The following is a 16383-nucleotide window of genomic DNA, read 5'->3' as shown; positions in this document are numbered from 1 at the left end:
GACTCCTTCGAGACTCCGGTGTGGCGCGACCAGGCGGCGCCGGCCCCTCGAGGGGACACACGGCGCCGCCACGGAATGAACAACGACTCAGACGGTGATGCCGCAGGGAATCCGGTTGGGCTGGAGCACCGTGTAGGGCACCTCGCGCGTCGCGTTGCGATCGTTCACGGCGGCGAGCTGGGCACGCAGCCGGTCATGGAAACGCTCGCGGATGGCGAGGAACTCGGGCTCGTGGAAGTAGGTCTCCCGCCATCCACCCTCGTTGAGCAGGAACTCCTCGTCCTCGCCGAAGCTGGCGAGCGCGCGGCCGATGGCGACCTGCCAGAGCGTCTGGGACTTGCTCGGAATCATCTCCGAGATGTCCTTCTCCTTCAGGAGGCCCTTCTGGGTCGGAGGCGGCTGGCGCATGCACAGCGGCGCGTTCGGCACGAAGGCGTAGTGCTCGTACTGGAGGTAGTTGACCGCCGCGTGATGGACGCTGCCCGTGTAGAGCACGGTGGTGAGGATGTCCACGAGGTCCTTCACGCGCGTCAGCTCGGCACAGGGCAGCTTGTCGACGGGCATGCCGTGCTCGGTGAGGTCCTTCCACCAGGCCTGCATCTCGGTGTCGTTCACCAGGTCGGCGTCTGTCTTGTAGAAGTGCGAGAGGACGTTGCTCACGAACTCCTCCAGCGCGTCCCACAGCGGCAGGGCATCGTCCCGGTACGGGTAGTCCGGGAGGATGGCCGGGTCGAGCACGCCCCGGCGCTCGAAGTCCGGCCGCGGCTTGTTGTCGAGCAGCTTCCAGCGGCTGTAGCCCTTCTGGCCCAGCTTGATGTGGCCCTTGTCCGGACCGCCGGTGGCGATGAAGTCGTCGAACACGCCGCCCGCGTCGAGCAGCCCCTTGCGCGCCCCATCGTTGATGGCGAGCGTGTAGCGGAAGTGGCGCCGCATCAGCTTGTAGACGGGGTGCGGGTCGGACAGGTTGCGCATCGAGGCCACGACGAACGGCTCCACCACGAAGTGCGTGCGCAGCGCGTGCGACACCATCTGGTGGGTGTTGCCCTCGCTGCAACGCAGGTAGATCTTCGCGGCGAGCCAGTCGTGCTCGGGATCATTCGGGGTGAAGACCGGATCCTTCGCGGGGTCGCGGCCGAGCTGGATCGCGAGCGGCCGGAGCCGGCGCGAGTCCTCGAGGTACAGGAGGCAGCGGGACGCCGGCGCCCACCGCCGCTCCTCGACACCTTCCTTGTTGACCTGGTGGAACATCGGGATGCCGTCGAGGATCTCGAAGTCGAGCAGGAAGATCCGCTTCGCCTCGAACGCCTGAGCCAGGGTAGTGCCCGGGGACAGCAGGCCGCGCACCTCGGCATCCGTGAGCGGGAAGCCCTCCGGCAGGGCGGGGATGAGCGTGATGTGCAGCGGGCTCACGCCCTGGACGGCCTGCCGCGCGAACTCGTGGTCGTCCTGCCACCGCTGGGCGAGCTGGGGCACTTCCAGGTTCTTGAAGAGATCAATGGTGTCCACCAGACCGTTCCAGGCCTTGGCCAGCAGGGGCATGCCCATGCGGAGCGCGGCCAGGGTCTTGGCGATGACGGTCTCGTAGCTGCCCTCGGTCAGGTTCCGGTAGAGCTCGTCCTTGGGCAGCGGCTTCTCCTTGCTGATGTCGAGCGCGCCGGGCAACCCCGTGGTCGCCACGGCGGGACGCCACGTGTACATCTTCTGGCGGTTCTCGAGCTGCGCGCGACGGGCCTCCACCGCGCGGACATGCCGCACGTTCTGCGGGAGCTGGGCCGAGCCCTCGAGGACCTCCACCGTCGAATTGCCCAGGACCCAGCGGTAGTGCGGGAAGTGCCAGCTGTGGTCCCCCGAGGTGACATGGGCGAAGTCGAGCAGCCAGTCACTCGCGAAGCCCGCGGAGTTGGTGAACCGGAGCAGGAGCAGGTCACCGACGTCCTGGGATTTGATCGTGTAGACGTCCTCCTTCCCGGCCTCGAAGTCGTTATGGAAGCGCTTGTCCAGCTTGTGCCGCTCGCTCTCTCCAACCGAGCCCACCAGGACAACGGAGATGTCGGCGTCCGTCCCCGAGCCCAGCCGGCCACCCGTGCGGATCTTGATCTTGTATTCCACGGTCATGGGTTTCTCCCTGAGTGGGAGGACCCATACCGCAAGACAAATGGAGCACGCACCACAAACCCTCTAGCGCGCACCGCACCTCACGGACGCAGGACACGACCCCTGCCCTGGAAGGCACCTCATCTCCATTTCAGCGTGTCTCCGGGCTCGGGTACCCTCGCCCGGGAATGAGACTCGCCCCCTGGATCCTTCGATTCCTGTCCACCCTGGGATTCAAGGTTCAACACGCGCAATCCGACCTCCTCGACTCCTCGGAGCTGGCCCGGTGGTACGCGAACCTGGCCCCCGACGAGCGCGCCGCCGTCAGCCGCGAGCTGGCCCCGCGGGTCCGCGCCCTCCCCGCCCTCCGAGCCGCCCGGGATCCCTCGACCCTACCCGCCGTCGCCACGGGGCGTCTGGTCTTCGAGTTGGACGGACCCCAGGGGCCCATCCCCCTGCACCACCTCAAGGTCGAGCTGTGGGACCGGGATCCCGGAGCCCCGGACGACTACCTGGGCGAGGGCCTCACGGACGATGACGGCTACTTCACCATCCGCTACGACCCCGCCGACGCGGGAATCGGGGATCTGCCGGACCTGGAGCTGCGCTTCTTCGAGCCCCAGCACACCTTCCGCAAGGACGGGCGTGTGGTGGAGACCTGGCGGCGCATCGGCGCGGAGCGGGGACCCGATGACCACGGAGGGCTGCACTACGACTTCGGCACCATCCGGCAGCCCTACTGGGAATACGATCCATCGACGCCGCTGGCCCGGCTGCTCGTCACCGAGCAGGGCACTCCGCCCACGGACTACGCTCCGGGACGCGCCCTGGCGATGTTGAAGGCGGTGGCCCCCATCGAGGTCATCAAGCGCCGGCACCTGCTCCAGATCCGCCTGGGCATGGCGCCCAGCGTGGAGCAGATCCAGGCGGACTACCCCGAGCCGATGACCGTCCGTCGGGAGCGTGAGGCGCCGGGCTCCACCCGGAGCGATGCCTTCTTCGGCGAACGCCTGCTCAACGGCATGTTCGCGACGGTCCTGGACCGCGACCCCGAGGTCTCCGGCGATCCCCATGCCTTCCGGCTCTACTTCCCCTGGAACGCCTACGAGCAGGACGGTGTCCACTGCCTGCCCGAGGTCGACGTGCGGCTGAGGCTGGAGGAGGGCCACGTGCTGCCCACGCGCATCATCCTGGGCCTGCGCGAGCCCGGAGCGACGGCGCCAGGCTCACCCCTCACCCGCCGGACCTTCACGCCGGAGGACGGTGCCGGCTGGGAGAGCGCCAAGCGCATCGCCCGGGTGAGCGCGACGCTGGACACCGAGCTGGGCAATCACCTGGGACAGTGCCACTTCAACATCGAGCAGTACGCCATCGCCGCGAACCGCAACCTGCGGCGCAACCCCGTGCGCTGGTTGCTCATGCCTCACCTGCGCGAAGTGGTGTTGATCAACCACTCCGCCAATGGGTTCCTGGTCGGGCCCACTGGGTACATCACCCGCGCCAGCGCGTTGACCCAGCAAGGCGTCGAGACGCGGCTGCTGCACCTGATGGGCAGCTACGACTGGAAGGGCTTCACACCCGCGGTGCCGGTGTGCGAGGGACACCGCTATGCCCACGCCGGACAGCTTTTCTGGCGGGTGCTCGGGGAGCACATCGACTCCTTCTTCGCCGAGCATGGGGGCGAGGTGGAGGCGCAGTGGCGCGAGGTGCGGCGCTTCTCGGACGATCTCGTGGCCCACTCGGCGCCCGCCTTCGTGTGCCGCTACCTGCGGGCGCGGGTGCCGGGAAAGGACGCGCCGTGGTTCGAGCGCTCCGAGCGCATGGACCTGGACGAGAAGACCCATGCGCCGCCGCCCCGGGCCGTCAGCGCGGTGACCCACACCGACGTGCCCCAGCCCGGAGAGCTGGAAGCGCTCAAGCAGTTGTGCCGCTACGTCCTCTTCTTCGCGACCTTCCGGCATGCGTGGGCCAACAACCTCCAGTGGGAGGACGCGGGCGAGGTGCTGTACGCCTGCCTGGGGCTGCGCTGGGGCAAGGACGGGTTCCTCGCGGCCGAGGAGGACCCGAGCGTCGCGCCTCCGCCGGAGCAGGCCACCGAGATGCTGTGGATCTCCTGGATGCTGTCCAAGACGAACTACGGCTTCATCCTGGCCAACGAGGAGGATGACGTGCATCCGCGGCTCGTGGAATTGCTGCGCGCCCGGACGGCCGAGTTCCAGGCGCTGGGCATGGACATCCGGACGATCAGCTCCCGCATCAACATCTGAACTAGGGCGCGCCCTTGCCCGCGAGCTCGTCCAGGTGCTTCTGGGCTTCGTCCACGTCCCGGCCGAACTCGGCGAGGTAGCGCTCGCGCTCCTCGCTCGTCCATTCGTCCTGGGAGAAGCGAGCCAGGGAGTAGGTGCCCGTGGAGTGGATGACCCCCGCGAGCGCCTTCACCAGTTCGCGATCCGGGTCTCCCCGCTCACGCAGGAGGAAGCCATCCACGTCGCGCAGCCGCAGGGGGAAGTCGGGATTCTTGTCATGCAGCAACAGGCCGGAGATGTGGAAGCGCACCTCGCGCGCTCCGGCCTCCAGCTCCTCGTTGAAGTCCAGGTACGCGAAGGGCACGCCCGCCTCGTCGTCCACCCGCGCCGCGAACACGTAGCGGCCGGACTTGCGGACCTGGAGGCCGGCGTAGAGCCGCAGCGAGCCCTGCTCCACCACCTCGCGAATCCGGCCAGTGAAGACCGCGGGGGGAGACGGAGTGAACATGATGTCGAAGAACGCTCCGCCCTCGGCTGAGCCCTCGGCCCGCACGCGGAACTCGACGCGCAGGGTGCCCTCGAACATCGCGAACCCCTGACGGCCCGGCTGGAAGGACACCGTCCACGTTCCATCCCCGGCCACGTCGTCACCCAGCCGCCCCGAGTCGTTGAACTCCAGCGGCACCGCGCCCGTCCGTCCCGCGGCTTCCAGGTGGGGCGCTTCGTGCGCGGAGGCGGAATGCACCTCGCACGGCAGGGGCTGGCTCGAGTGCCGGTTCTCGCAGCCCACGAAGAAGCGCACGGTCTCGTCTCCCACCACGAAGACCTTCTCCTGCTTGAGGCGCAGGGCGATGTCTCCCCGCTCCTTGCCCAGGGGCTGCTTGCGCTCGGGCGAGGCTGGATACACCCGGTCCGGGTGCTCCTCGATGGGACGTGACTCGGGCGGGTAGCGCGTGGAGCGCCGGTAGGAATCGAGAGAGAAGCGCGCCCGCTCCAGGCGCTCTTGCCACAACCGGCGTTCGGCTTCGCGCTCGGCGTCCTCGGCGGACAGGACCGGAGCCTGGACCTGTGCGGCCACCAGCGTGGAGGACGGGACGGAGCCGCGAGCGGGAGCCTCGGCCCGCGCTGGAGACGAGGCGCCAGGAACGGCGCCTTCGCCGAGGCCCGGAGTGGACCGGAAGAGATTCATGGAGAGCAGCAGCCCCCCACCTCCCACCACGAGAGGCAACAGCAGGAGGAGCCACCGGTTCCGGCGCGAGGGCCGGGCGGTCATGCCAGGGGAGCCGCGATCGTGCATCATGAGGAGTCTTCCGGTTCTCGTCGCGACGAGACTACTTCTTCGCGTTGGCGGCCATGTCGGCGCGCACGGTCCCCACGATACCCGCCCAGTTGCCGGCGGCGTGGTGGTCGTAGGCCTCGCCATCATCGCGCAGCTTCACCGAGTGGTAGGACCACTTGGCCTCGCCGCTGCTGCACTTGTCGGTCCCCAGGGTGAGCGTGCCACCGCAGAACCAGTCTCCCGGGTTGCACAGCGAGGCGCCGGATGAGCCCGACACGCCACCCGTCGTGTGATAGGCCACGGCCTCGTCGTCCTGGCCCGGGAGGATGCCCGAGTAGAGCGTGCCCTTGGACCCGGCGAAGTTGTAGAACCACACCGAGCGCGTGGTGTTGTGGTTGTACATGGCGCGCGCCGTGGTGGTGACCAGGTCGCCCACGAGCGGAGTACTCACCGCCCACTCGCCCACGTCTGCCAGCTCACTGCCGCCGGACGCGCCCGAGGCCACGTCCACCCACTTGATGTTCCAACCTGTCTGGGTGCCACCCGCGTCGCCGCACACGCCGTTGGCGTTGGGCGTGGCGTTCTTCTTGTTGCGCGTGGAGCCACCGTAGAGCGACAGCGCGTAGCCGATCTGCAGGTCGCCCGCGCTGTGCACCGCGACGTAGCACCAGTTGTCGCCGGTGCAGAAGCAGTCGAGCGCGTCACGCACGCGGTAGTTCTCGACGGAGATCTTCTGGGTGCCGTTCCAGTTGACGGCCTTCTTGTTCACGCCAGCCGCGGTGCTGCTCGGGCCCCAGTAGGAAAAGTCGGTGTAGTTGCCGCCCTTGGTCTTGTTGTCGTTCTTACCGTGGATCCACAGCGTGTAGTAGTTGATGGCGGCCGAGGCCTCGGCACCAACCAGGGTGGCGGCCACGGCGACCACGTGGATGAACTTGTTCTTCATGAAGGGGCTCCTGCTGCTCGAAGGGAATGCGGGGACCCGCCTGGCGGGCGGCCAAGCGGAGGAGCCAGTCTAGGAACGCTTTCTTAGAAACCGGAAATCTTTGATTCCGTACAAGTTTGGCTTTGCCGACTCAATGCGTCGAACCTGTTTACCCTGAACGGCTTGCTGGGGGGCGCCTGCGTCGAAACCTCCTGGAAGATCAAGCGGATAGCGCGCCCCCTTCGGTCTGGAGGGAGGACAAGCGGGGAAGCACGGGTGTCGGCCGCACAACAACGGATGCATAGCTTGAGCGGAGTCCCACACCCACGCGAGGTCCGCTCATGTCCGCACTCGACGTTCCATTGACTCTGCTGGATCCCGAAGGCGGTTGGATCAACGCCCCGGTGCACGTCCACCAACTGCACGGCCGGCCCGTGCTCCTGCACTTCTGGAACGAACGGGACGTGGGCAGCCGGGCCCGGCTCTCCCGGTTCAAATCCCTGCTGGAGGAGTTCCAACCCCTGGGACTCCAGGTCATCAGCGTGCACGTGCCACTGCCTGGCGAGGAGCGTGGGCGCGCACTGGATACGAACCGTCTGGAGACCTTGGCGAAGCGGCTGGGCTTCCGCCACCCCGTGGCGGCGGATGACGGCTCCATGGCCACGGCGTATGGCGTGGAGGGGACGCCGGCCTACCTCCTCTATGACGGCGCGCTCGTCATGCGGTTGCGCGTCATGGGCGAGGACGCACTGGAGTCCGTGCTGAGGCCCCTGCTGAGGCAGCTCATCCGCTCCGAATCCACTTCCTCGGGCGCCATCGCGCCCTGAACCCAACCGGGAGGACAACCCATGGCTCGACGGAACAAGAAGGACGCATCGCGCATCACGCTGGGGGCCCTGGCCGCCGCGGGGATGAGCGCGGTGATGGGGTTGAGGGCCCTGCGCAAACAGCACGTGAGCTTTTCGGGGCGCACGGTGCTGGTGACGGGTGGCTCGCGGGGACTGGGATTGGTGATGGCAAGGCAGTTCGTGGCCGAGGGCGCCCGGGTGGTGCTCTGCGCTCGGGAAGAGGTGGAGCTGGCGCGTGCCCGGGACGAGTTGCAACGCGCCGGTGGCGAGGTGATGGCCATTCCCTGCGACGTGACGGATCGCGTACAGGTGGAGGCGATGGTGTCCCGGGTGCACGAGCGCTTCGGCGCGGTGGATGTGCTGGTGAACAACGCCGGCCTCATCCAGGTGGGGCCATTGGAGTCCATGAACGAGGAGGACTTCGACGAGGCGATGAACGTGCACTTCTGGGGACCGCTGTACACGACCCTGGCGGTGCTGCCGGAGATGAAGCGACGGGGCTGGGGACGCATCGTGAACGTGTCGTCCATTGGCGGGCGCGTGAGCGTGCCGCACCTGCTGCCCTACAGCGCGAGCAAGTTCGCGCTGGCGGGATTGTCGGACGGGCTGCGCGTGGAGCTGGCACAGGACGGCATCCTGGTGACGACGGTGTGTCCGGGGTTGATGCGCACGGGCAGCCCGCCCAACGCGTTCTTCAAGGGCGACCACGAGGCGGAGTACGCGTGGTTCGTCCTGGGCGATTCCCTGCCGGGCACGTCGATGAGCGCGGAGCGGGCGGCGCGGAAGATCCTCGAGGCCTGCCGCCGGGGTGACGCGGAGGCACTGGTGGGGCTCTCGGCGAAGGTCGCGGCCCTGGCCCGGACATTGGCCCCCAACATGACGGCGGCGATGCTGGCCCAGTTCAACCGGATGCTGCCGCAGGATGGCAGCACCGAGCGCTTCCGCGGCAGCGACAGCGAGACGCCCCTCACCCGCTCATGGGTGACGCAGCTCACGCGGTGGGCGGCCCAGCGCAATAACGAACTGCTGCACTGAGAACGGCTCCACTGAACGGTGGGTGGAGCAAAAAGGAAGAGCTCCCCTCGGGAAAACCCGGGGGGAGCCCATGACCGACGCGCCGAAGCGGACTACTTCTTGTCGATGTTCGGCACGAAGGGAGGCGGCACCGGCTCCTTGCCCGTGGCCTGCTTCACGGTGTCGCCCACGTCCTGATTCAGGTCCGTGCCCTTCTTCTTGTTGAGGTCGTGCTTGGTCTGCTCCCAATCACGCTTGAGGGCTTCCTTCACCTTCCCGGTCCCCGGCTTCTTGTAATCCATGGTCGCCTCCCTTGTGGTGAAGGGAAGTTAGGGAGGGCGGGCACTGGCGCCAGCCCACTCGTCTGGGTTGACCGGACAGCAGGCGAGCGGACGAGAGGGGCCTCAGCTCTTCACGAGCCCGTCGCGCTCCGCGGTGTCCCACCAGTGGCCCTTGTCCTCGGCGGCGCGGGCGAGCTGTTCCCGCAGGGCGGCGATCATCTTCACGTTCCCCTCCTGCTCGTAGCCCTTCAAGGCCTCCTCGCACCGGGGGACGCGCTGGAGGAAGTCCTTCAGTCCGTCCAGGGTGAGCGTGGGCGCGTACATGCCGTAGCCCAGCTTCTCCAGGTAGAGGGCGTTGAGCACCTGTTCGAACTGGCCCTGCACGGGCAGCGCGAGCATGGGCTTGTGCAGGTAGACCGCCTCGCTCATGAGCGTGTAGCCGCCCCCGGCCACCACCGCGCGCGCGGTGCGCAGGTCATCGATGAAGCCCTTCTCGCTGAACGGACGGTAGAGCAGGTTGCCATCGCGCAGGTCCTCGGTGAGATCGCGCCGCAGACCGTAGATGTGGCAGGGCAGTCCGCTCTGCTTGAGGATGTCCGGCAGCGCGGTGTTGGTGGTGGAGGTCTGATAGACGAGCAGGTGCTCGCCGGGCTCGGACTTCGCGGCGAGGATTTCCGGCCGGAGGATGGAGGGCAGCAGCGTCGTGCGCTCCTTGCGCACGGGCGGATAGAAGAACGTGGTGGTCAGGTAGTGGAAGCACCCGGGGAGCTTCGACTTCACGAGCGCGCGTGTGCCCTCGAACGCGTCCTCCCAACCCGCGAGCAGCTCCGGCGCGTGACTGCACCGGTTGATGATCTGCATGTTGTCCACGCTGATGACGGGCAGGCGGTGATTGCGGCCGAAGAGGTAGCTGAAGCTCTCGAAGTCGCTCACCACCACGTCCGGCTTGAAGCTCTCCACCAGCTCGAAGTACTGGCGGATGTTGTGCGGCCAGCCCTTCACCGCCCCGGTGACGTTCTGCAGGAGCGTCTGCAGCTTCTTCACCGAGTTGCCCTCATAGGCCAGGGTGAGCCCCCAGATGCCGTGCACGTGCTCGAAGCGCTTGGCCAGGTAGTCCTTGGCGCGTCCGGAGACGACGATCTGCACCTCGTGCTCGCGGGTGAGTTCCTCGAGCAGAACGCGAGAGCGGGTGGCGTGCCCCATGCCTTCGCCGACGACACCGTAGAGGATTCGCATGGGCCGCAGCATACGCGGGATGTGGCGCCCGGAGGCCACGGGAGCTAGCGTCCACTCCCATGCAATCAGAAGCCAAGAACGCCCAGGACACGGGGGCGGCCAGGGGGCTGCTCCGCGCCGCCCTGCTGGGATTGAGTGGAGGCATGCTGCTGGGCGGGCTCGCCCTGTTGATCATCGGGCTGTACACGCGCGTGGCTCCCGTGGACTGCACGGACCTGTCCAACGTGCAGTGCGGCTTCGCCCGCGATGCCGCGGTGGAGATGGGCCGCTTCCAGTCGTTGATGGGGGCCGGACTCCTGGCGCTCGGCATCGCCGGCGGGGTGCTGCTGGCGCGCCCCAAGAAGAGCACGCCCGCCGCCTGACCCTTGGTGTTCAACCGGATGGGTGACCGGGTGAAGCCATCTTGGCGGTGGACGTAGAACCGCTAATTATGGCTGGCCACGTCATAAGGCTTCGGTTAGGAGGGCACCTCCCTATGCAGCTTGAATCCCTGAAGATGTTCTGTGACGTGGTGGAGACGGGTTCCTTCTCGCGAGCCGCGCAGCTCAACCACGTGACGCAGTCGGCGGTGAGTCAGCAGATCCGCGCCCTGGAGAACCGGTACGAGCAGAAGTTGCTGTCGCGCAGCGCGCGGCAGGTGACTCCGACGCCCGCCGGCGAGCGCCTGTTCCGGGGGTGCAAGGAGATCCTCGCCCGCTTCTCCGAGGTAGAGCAGGAGATCCGCGAGCAGTCCACCGAGGTGCAAGGCACCACGACGGTGTCCACCATCTATTCGGTGGGTCTGCACGAGCTGCGCAATGTGCAGAAGCAGCTGCTCAAGACGCACCCCAAGGTGAACATGCGCCTGAACTACCGGCGCAATGATCAGGTGTACGACGACGTCATCCTGGGCGCGGCGGAGATTGGCATCGTCGCCTACCCGCAGCCGCGCGCGGGCGTGGACATCCACCCCTTCCGCGACGACAAGCTGGCGGTGGTGTGCGCCCCCAACCACCCCTTCGCCACCAAGAGCAAGGTGAGCCTCACGGCGCTCTCCGGCGTGCCCTTCATCGCCTTCGACCGCGAGGCCCCCACGCGCAAGGCGCTGGACAGGCTCGTGCGCGAGAAGAACCTGGACCTGAATCCGGTGATGGAGATCGACAACGTCGAGACCATCAAGCGCGCGGTGGAGATGGGCATCGGCGTGGCCATCCTGCCCATGGCCACGGTGTCGGCCGAGGTGGCGCAGGGCTCGCTCGTGTCCAAGCCCTTCGCCGAGGGCGTGGTGTCGCGGCCCATCGGACTGCTCATCCGCAAGGGCAAGTACCTGGACCGCGCCTCCGCCGCGGTGCTCGAGGCCTTCAAGCTCGCCGAGGCCGCGGTCGAGGAGGCCTGAAGCACCTTACGCCGCCGAGGACACTTCCGCCGGGGGCGCCAGCGCCGCGAGCCATGGGGTGAGCAGGCGCGCGCAGTCCTCGGGGTGGGTGAAGTAGGGCACGTGGCCCGCGCCCCGCAGCAGATGCTGGGGCGTGCCCGGTGGCAGCGAGGCCGCCAGCCGCGCCATGGAGGCCGCGGGGACCAGCACGTCGTGGCTGCCCTGGATGCACACGCACGACACGGACAGCTCGCGCAGCGGTGGCGGAGGAGGCTCGCGCGGGATGGCGAAGGCGCGGTGGAGCGTGGTCATCCGCTCGAGCCGCGTGGTGGGCACCACCTCGGGCACCCGGGAGAAGGCGATGGGCTTCCACGAGGCCAGGGCCGCCGACAGGGGACCCGGCCGTCCCAGCACCGCGATGGGTCCCATCATCGAGATCAAACGGCCGCGCGGCCCCAGGTGCTCGGGCCGGGTGAAGGAGCCGAGGAAGGCCACGCCGCGCACGGCGCCCGCCACGGCCAGGTGCGCGGCCACCATGCCGCCGAAGGAGCTCGCCACCACCGCGTCCACGGGGCCCGCGGCCGAGAGCACTTCGTTCGCGAGCGCTCCCGCGCCCCGCGCCGCATGAGGGCCCTCGGGGTATTCGACGAGCAGGGGCCGCGACACCCGCGAGAGCCGGGCGGAGAGCGCCTCGAAGCCCGCGCCTCGCGCCCCCAGGCCGGGCAACATCAACACTCGGGGGCCCTGGCCCCCCATCTCCTTGAGTTCCACGACTCGCCGCATGTCGCTCCCCCTACCATGACACGTCGACCTCGGTGAGCAGCAGGCTGACCTGCCGCGACACGGTCGCTACCTGGGCGACCTTGGTGCACGCGAAGACGCCCCGCACCGCGCCCTCGTAATACTCGGCCGGCAGGGGGCTGCCCTGGATGGTGACGCGCGCGGCGTTCGGTCCCATCCACGTCACCAGACAGTCCCCATGCCGCACCGCGGTGCGGTAGGCCGAGGGAAAACCATTGAGCAGCCGCCGCGGCTCACCTCCGGACAGCAGCACCAGCACCCGCCCCGCCCCGGACTCCAGGTAGTCCGGAGCGATTTCCTGGCCCAGGTGCCGCATCACCTGGCCGAAGTCCCCCTGGGACCCCCGCAGGGACCAGGCCGCCGTGTACAAGAGCCGCGTCATGGCCTTCGCGGAGTAGCTGAAGAAGAACATGAACCGGTCCCCGCCCGCCGCCTCCACGCAGCGGCGCAGCAGTTCCGGGTCGCCCAGGGGCCGCACCTGCTCCAACACCCCGGTGAAGAAGAAGCCCCGGAGGGTGTCCTCGGGCGCGGTCAGCGCCAACCGCTCTTCCAGTTCCTGGGGTGAGCCCTTGTCCGTCATCACTCGCTCGCTGGAGGGGCAGTCAGGCTACCGCGTGTCCGGTTGGAGGCTGGACGCCAATTCGAGAAGAGACCCCGCCAACCCAGGGGCCCATCCAGTCTACACTCCCCGGCATGAGCCCACTGAGCCCAGGTGACATCCTCGCAGGCACGTGGCGGATCGTCCGCCCCGCCCTTGGCGACGAGCCCGATACGGAGTGTCAAGTGGAACCCATCTCGGGAGAAGGCCCCGGACGCCTCACCCTCTGGCGGACGCTCCGAGCCCCCACCGCCTCCGAGTTGGAGCACTTCGCGCGGGGTCTGCGCGCGGCGGAAGCCACGGGACACGCCGCCTTCCCCCCCGTGCTGGACGTCGGGTACGACGCGACCCGGGAAGCCCTGTGGCTGGTGCGTCCCTGGTGGAATGGCGAGTCGCTGCCCTCCATGCTGGGCGGACTGCACGCCGTGGGGCTCGACATCCCCTACCTCCAGGTGCTCGCGGAGCAGCTCGCCCAGGCACTCGACACCGCCCACGCCGCGGGGCTCGTGCACGGGCGGCTGCGCGCGTCCCGAGTGCTCGTGGCCTCGGGAGACTCGGGGGTGCGCTCGTGCGTGCTCGACATGGGCTGGGAGCAGTTCCGGCGGGCCCATGCCCAGTCCTGGTTGAAGCCGCCCCAGGTGGGAGAGGACTACCTCGCGCCCGAGCTGGGGGAGACGGGGCCGCTGCCCGCGTCCACGGACATCTTCTCCTTCGGACACATCATGCGGGACATGCTGGCCACGCGGAAGGACGGTGCGTGGACGGGACATTGGGAGGCCTGGGTGGAGCGGGCCTCCGCGCCCGAGCCCGCCCGCCGCTTCGCCAGCGCCGCCGAGGCCCTGAGCGCCCTGCGTCCCATCCTGCGCGCCCTGCCCGACCCCGCCCCGCCCCGCCCGGAGAACTACGAGCCCGAGCCGCCGGATCCGCTCGCGCTCCCGCCGCGCTGAGCCTCATGGGGATGGCGCTTGGTCAGAGAAGCGCCCCCTTGGTCCAGTCCCCACCCATCCAGGCATTCGCATTCGCGACGGCGTCACTATCGCGGGCATTACGCCACCGGCGCCCGCAGGACACGGGACAGGTGTCCTTGGCCCTCCTCGTCAAAGCGCCGCAGCAGCTCGTCTCGGCCATTCTTCCCATGTGCCAAGAGGTAGCCGAGTTCCGTCGGCAACAGCACCTTGACGGTGACGAGCCGTACCTCCCCGGCGGGCATGGCGAAGCCTCGGGGGAGCTCGCTCGACTCCATGCCCAGCAGTACGCCCACCCTGCCCTCTCGGGTGACCAGTGGCTCCGGCATGTCCTTCCCGGACACCTCCATCGACAGGAAGCCCGTCCTCAGTCGCTCGCGCACCCGCTCATGCTCCGCCACCTCGTCCGCCACTCTCTCCAGGAGCAGCAAGGGCCAGCTCTTCTCCACGTCCTTTAAAGGCTCGTCCGTCTCCAAGGCGAGTTCCAGGCCGAAGCCCACGGACGGCTCCACGCGGTCCACGAAGAAGTCCGAGAGCCCGTCCGTCACCAGCAGGGTGCGCCCCTCGGCTCGGTGGATGATGCGCCAGACCTGCCTCCGGGCTGGCCACGCACCGCCGACGACAATGGGGATGATGGCTTCCTCATCCAACCGCCCTAGGGTGCGCCAGAAGGGCCCACGGGCCGCGTCTGTCTGCTTTCGCAGCTCGATGAGCCTTCGGTTCCGTTCGCGCTCCTTCGGACTGATGGGACTCGGACCTGTGACCTCCGTGAACCTCGCCCCCGTGATGCCCGCGCGCTCCAGTGCATCCTTGATGTCCTCGGACACGATGAGCGCCACTGTCCAGCCCCAAGTCCGGAACACCTTGGCATCGCCGACCTTGGTTGGATCTATGCGCATGCCGGACATAGCGCGGTACTTACCGACCTTCTCCGGACGCCCATCCTCCGGCTTCCAGTAGCGCACCTCTTCCGAAGCGTTGTCGTCAATGCACCGGATGAGTCGAGTTGCCACGAGAATGCTGAATGACCCCTGCTGCGATTCGATCTCCACGGGGATGAGTTGCACGTCCCCAGGAGCCATCTCCGTCAGAATCGCGGCGATGTTGGACTGGATGACAGGGATATCCAGTTCCGCCAGCGTGAAGTCGAGAGGTGTTCCCTCCATGCTCACGGACATCCTCAGGGCTCCATTGAGTTGCACGGAGCATCCCTTGGTGAATTGCCAGGGGTTCACCACCTGACCGCGCTCGTCAACCGGGGCACCGATCCGCCATCGGTCCGGAATGTCGGGCTCTTCCGTCAACCTGAAGTACCGGCTCGCCATGAAACAATCCTCACGCGCCTAGCTGCGGGTGACCAGCTTGTTGAGCTTGGAGCCCGACGTCGAGATTTCCTCGGCGAGCATTCCGAGTGCTTCCGTCAGTGCCTCCCTGCATTGCCGCATGCTGCTGCAATCCTCCATGGCATCGCGCAGCCGCTCGTAAACTTCCTCGTGGTACTCCTTCGGATGCGGCCCCTTGTGGCCCCTGACGCGGACCTTGTTCGCCGCGTCGTCGAGTGACATCCCAGCCTGGTCGAAAAACGTCTGAAACTTGGGCGACCAGGGCCCACCGTTCTTGGTCGAATCCCACCACTTGTTGGAGGCGATGTGGTGCTCGTGAACGTCGGCCGTCACCGGCTCCGACGCCGCGGCGCTCGTGCCCCGCGCCGTCACCGCCTCCGGGTCCAGCGCGATGGTCACCACGCCCCCCGCCGATACCGCCACCGCCTCCACCTGCCCCACCGCCGCGAGCCGCAAACCTCCCTGTCCCGCTCCCACCAACGAGGCCTGTGCGGAACCGGGCAGCGTCGGTAGCTTCGCCGCCATCGTCTGCGCCGTACTGCCCAGCGCCGCCGTGGCCAGCATGATGAAGACCCTCGCGGCGTTCTTCCCCATCACCTCCCCGTACCGCTCGCCCGCTTCTCGTACCTCCTCGAACGTGCTCGCCCCCTTCACCCTCGCGGCCATCACCCGGTAGCCCTGGATGAGGCTCCACACCGTGTCCCAACCCAAGTACGCGATGAGCCCAACCGTCAGGACAGCCGCCACGCCCTTGCTCACCGGCTCGGGCAGCAACCAGAGGCCGAAGTAGACCGCTCCCGTGGTGGCCAGCATCGCGACAATCGCTTCCTTGTCGCTCAATTCCACCAAGGCCTCGGCCGTCTCCTCCCACACCGAGTCCAGGGCGAACTGGAAGGCCAGGGTTCGCCTGGCCTCTTCGTCCAGTGTCGGCCCCTCCTCCAGCAGGCGCAGGCAGTCGCCCGGTGTGCCCTTGCGCCCGCACCAGCGCCCATAGGCGCTCGCCAGCTCCCTGCCCTCCTCCTTCTGCTCGGGCACCAGCAGGCGGCCTCGCCGCGGCTGCTGCACGGCAACCACGCCCAGACTCACGCGCATCCGCGAGTAGGCGTGGGGCCGTAGGGAGTCCGCGAACAACTGGAGGGCGGCCTCCCGAGGAGGGGTGGAGACAGGAACAGCTCGCCCCAGCTTCTGGACAGCCTCCCTGAATGCCTCGCCGTCCAACTCCACCGGCTCGACAGCCTTGGGCGACTCGAGGACGACGGGCTCGCCCCGGCCCGTCTCCAGGCGCACCGCCCTCGTGGACGTTCCGCACCCGACCAGCAGCGTCAGCGCCACCCCAACCCACCACCGCCCTGTCATCTCATCCCCCTTGGTCCAGTCCTCACCCGTCCAGGCATTCGTGCTC

General features: G+C 68.1%; 15 protein-coding genes. 6 read left to right on the top strand and 9 right to left on the bottom strand.

Annotation, left to right across the window (positions count from 1 at the left end; all coding sequences use genetic code 11):
• Positions 1–87: 87 nt before the first annotated feature.
• Positions 88–2115: a lipoxygenase family protein gene (locus MEBOL_RS24975; protein WP_095979808.1), complete on the bottom strand. Its 2028-nt coding sequence runs from the start codon at positions 2113–2115 to the stop codon at positions 88–90.
• A gap of 167 nt (positions 2116–2282) precedes the next feature.
• Between MEBOL_RS24975 and MEBOL_RS24970 the strand changes: the two genes are divergently transcribed.
• Positions 2283–4361, top strand: a complete 2079-nt coding sequence (locus MEBOL_RS24970) for a lipoxygenase family protein (RefSeq protein ID WP_095979807.1) — start codon at positions 2283–2285, stop codon at positions 4359–4361.
• A 1-nt stretch (position 4362) separates the two neighbouring features.
• On the opposite strand, the gene MEBOL_RS24965 is transcribed toward MEBOL_RS24970, so the two are convergent.
• Together MEBOL_RS24965 and MEBOL_RS24960 are read right to left on the bottom strand one after the other, a co-directional pair.
• A complete protein-coding gene (locus MEBOL_RS24965; protein WP_342747663.1) occupies positions 4363–5640 on the bottom strand; it encodes a hypothetical protein in 1278 nt (425 codons plus the stop codon).
• Positions 5641–5671: 31 nt separating this feature from the next.
• Positions 5672–6562: a hypothetical protein gene (locus MEBOL_RS24960; RefSeq protein WP_095979806.1), complete on the bottom strand. Its 891-nt coding sequence runs from the start codon at positions 6560–6562 to the stop codon at positions 5672–5674.
• Between the two features lie 320 nt (positions 6563–6882).
• On the opposite strand from MEBOL_RS24960, the gene MEBOL_RS24955 reads away from it, so the two are divergent.
• Positions 6883–7368 (top strand): TlpA family protein disulfide reductase, encoded by a 486-nt coding sequence (locus MEBOL_RS24955; RefSeq protein WP_095979805.1) that lies wholly within the window; start codon positions 6883–6885, stop codon positions 7366–7368.
• 21 nt (positions 7369–7389) lie between these two features.
• Positions 7390–8424, top strand: a complete 1035-nt coding sequence (locus MEBOL_RS24950) for an SDR family NAD(P)-dependent oxidoreductase (RefSeq protein WP_095979804.1) — start codon at positions 7390–7392, stop codon at positions 8422–8424.
• Between the two features lie 92 nt (positions 8425–8516).
• On the opposite strand, the gene MEBOL_RS24945 is transcribed toward MEBOL_RS24950, so the two are convergent.
• Both MEBOL_RS24945 and MEBOL_RS24940 read right to left on the bottom strand, forming a co-directional pair.
• Entirely contained in the window at positions 8517–8705 is a 189-nt protein-coding gene (locus MEBOL_RS24945) for a hypothetical protein (RefSeq protein ID WP_095979803.1), read from the bottom strand.
• A gap of 102 nt (positions 8706–8807) precedes the next feature.
• A complete protein-coding gene (locus MEBOL_RS24940; RefSeq protein WP_179956290.1) occupies positions 8808–9920 on the bottom strand; it encodes an MJ1255/VC2487 family glycosyltransferase in 1113 nt (370 codons plus the stop codon).
• Positions 9921–9979: 59 nt separating this feature from the next.
• Between MEBOL_RS24940 and MEBOL_RS24935 the strand changes: the two genes are divergently transcribed.
• Positions 9980–10282, top strand: coding sequence for a hypothetical protein (locus MEBOL_RS24935; protein ID WP_095979802.1), 303 nt, complete (start codon positions 9980–9982; stop codon positions 10280–10282).
• Positions 10283–10395: 113 nt separating this feature from the next.
• Positions 10396–11295 (top strand): LysR family transcriptional regulator, encoded by a 900-nt coding sequence (locus MEBOL_RS24930; protein ID WP_095979801.1) that lies wholly within the window; start codon positions 10396–10398, stop codon positions 11293–11295.
• Positions 11296–11301: 6 nt separating this feature from the next.
• Here the strand turns inward: MEBOL_RS24930 and MEBOL_RS24925 are convergent, their stop codons facing one another.
• Positions 11302–12057 carry an alpha/beta fold hydrolase gene (locus MEBOL_RS24925; protein ID WP_095979800.1) on the bottom strand — a complete coding sequence of 252 codons (756 nt, stop codon included), beginning with the start codon at positions 12055–12057 and terminating at the stop codon, positions 11302–11304.
• A gap of 10 nt (positions 12058–12067) precedes the next feature.
• Positions 12068–12655 (bottom strand): TIGR02265 family protein, encoded by a 588-nt coding sequence (locus tag MEBOL_RS24920; RefSeq protein ID WP_095979799.1) that lies wholly within the window; start codon positions 12653–12655, stop codon positions 12068–12070.
• A 203-nt stretch (positions 12656–12858) separates the two neighbouring features.
• Here MEBOL_RS24920 and MEBOL_RS24915 point away from each other — a divergent pair, with 203 nt between their 5' ends.
• Complete coding sequence (locus tag MEBOL_RS24915; RefSeq protein WP_095979798.1) at positions 12859–13620, top strand: protein kinase; 762 nt, start codon at positions 12859–12861, stop codon at positions 13618–13620.
• 98 nt (positions 13621–13718) lie between these two features.
• On the opposite strand, the gene MEBOL_RS24910 is transcribed toward MEBOL_RS24915, so the two are convergent.
• Both MEBOL_RS24910 and MEBOL_RS24905 read right to left on the bottom strand, forming a co-directional pair.
• Positions 13719–14816, bottom strand: a complete 1098-nt coding sequence (locus MEBOL_RS24910; protein WP_342747661.1) for an imm11 family protein — start codon at positions 14814–14816, stop codon at positions 13719–13721.
• 165 nt (positions 14817–14981) lie between these two features.
• Positions 14982–16337: an AHH domain-containing protein gene (locus tag MEBOL_RS24905; RefSeq protein WP_095979797.1), complete on the bottom strand. Its 1356-nt coding sequence runs from the start codon at positions 16335–16337 to the stop codon at positions 14982–14984.
• Between the last annotated feature and the right edge of the window lie 46 nt (positions 16338–16383).

The organism is Melittangium boletus DSM 14713 (genome assembly GCF_002305855.1).
Classification (GTDB): Bacteria; Myxococcota; Myxococcia; order Myxococcales; family Myxococcaceae; genus Cystobacter; species Cystobacter boletus.
Note: the sequence above shows the minus strand (reverse complement) of the source record. Positions and strands in the feature narration are given on the sequence as shown.

Excerpts from the sequence above, each read along its gene's own strand:
- MEBOL_RS24975 (WP_095979808.1), bottom strand. The coding sequence starts at position 2,115 with ATGACCGTGGAATACAAGATCAAGATCCGCACGGGTGGCCGGCTGGGC.
- MEBOL_RS24970 (WP_095979807.1), top strand. The coding sequence starts at position 2,283 with ATGAGACTCGCCCCCTGGATCCTTCGATTCCTGTCCACCCTGGGATTC.
- MEBOL_RS24965 (WP_342747663.1), bottom strand. The coding sequence starts at position 5,640 with ATGATGCACGATCGCGGCTCCCCTGGCATGACCGCCCGGCCCTCGCGC.
- MEBOL_RS24960 (WP_095979806.1), bottom strand. The coding sequence starts at position 6,562 with ATGAAGAACAAGTTCATCCACGTGGTCGCCGTGGCCGCCACCCTGGTT.
- MEBOL_RS24955 (WP_095979805.1), top strand. The coding sequence starts at position 6,883 with ATGTCCGCACTCGACGTTCCATTGACTCTGCTGGATCCCGAAGGCGGT.
- MEBOL_RS24950 (WP_095979804.1), top strand. The coding sequence starts at position 7,390 with ATGGCTCGACGGAACAAGAAGGACGCATCGCGCATCACGCTGGGGGCC.
- MEBOL_RS24945 (WP_095979803.1), bottom strand. The coding sequence starts at position 8,705 with ATGGATTACAAGAAGCCGGGGACCGGGAAGGTGAAGGAAGCCCTCAAG.
- MEBOL_RS24940 (WP_179956290.1), bottom strand. The coding sequence starts at position 9,920 with ATGCGAATCCTCTACGGTGTCGTCGGCGAAGGCATGGGGCACGCCACC.
- MEBOL_RS24935 (WP_095979802.1), top strand. The coding sequence starts at position 9,980 with ATGCAATCAGAAGCCAAGAACGCCCAGGACACGGGGGCGGCCAGGGGG.
- MEBOL_RS24930 (WP_095979801.1), top strand. The coding sequence starts at position 10,396 with ATGCAGCTTGAATCCCTGAAGATGTTCTGTGACGTGGTGGAGACGGGT.
- MEBOL_RS24925 (WP_095979800.1), bottom strand. The coding sequence starts at position 12,057 with ATGCGGCGAGTCGTGGAACTCAAGGAGATGGGGGGCCAGGGCCCCCGA.
- MEBOL_RS24920 (WP_095979799.1), bottom strand. The coding sequence starts at position 12,655 with ATGACGGACAAGGGCTCACCCCAGGAACTGGAAGAGCGGTTGGCGCTG.
- MEBOL_RS24910 (WP_342747661.1), bottom strand. The coding sequence starts at position 14,816 with ATGTCCGTGAGCATGGAGGGAACACCTCTCGACTTCACGCTGGCGGAA.
- MEBOL_RS24905 (WP_095979797.1), bottom strand. The coding sequence starts at position 16,337 with ATGACAGGGCGGTGGTGGGTTGGGGTGGCGCTGACGCTGCTGGTCGGG.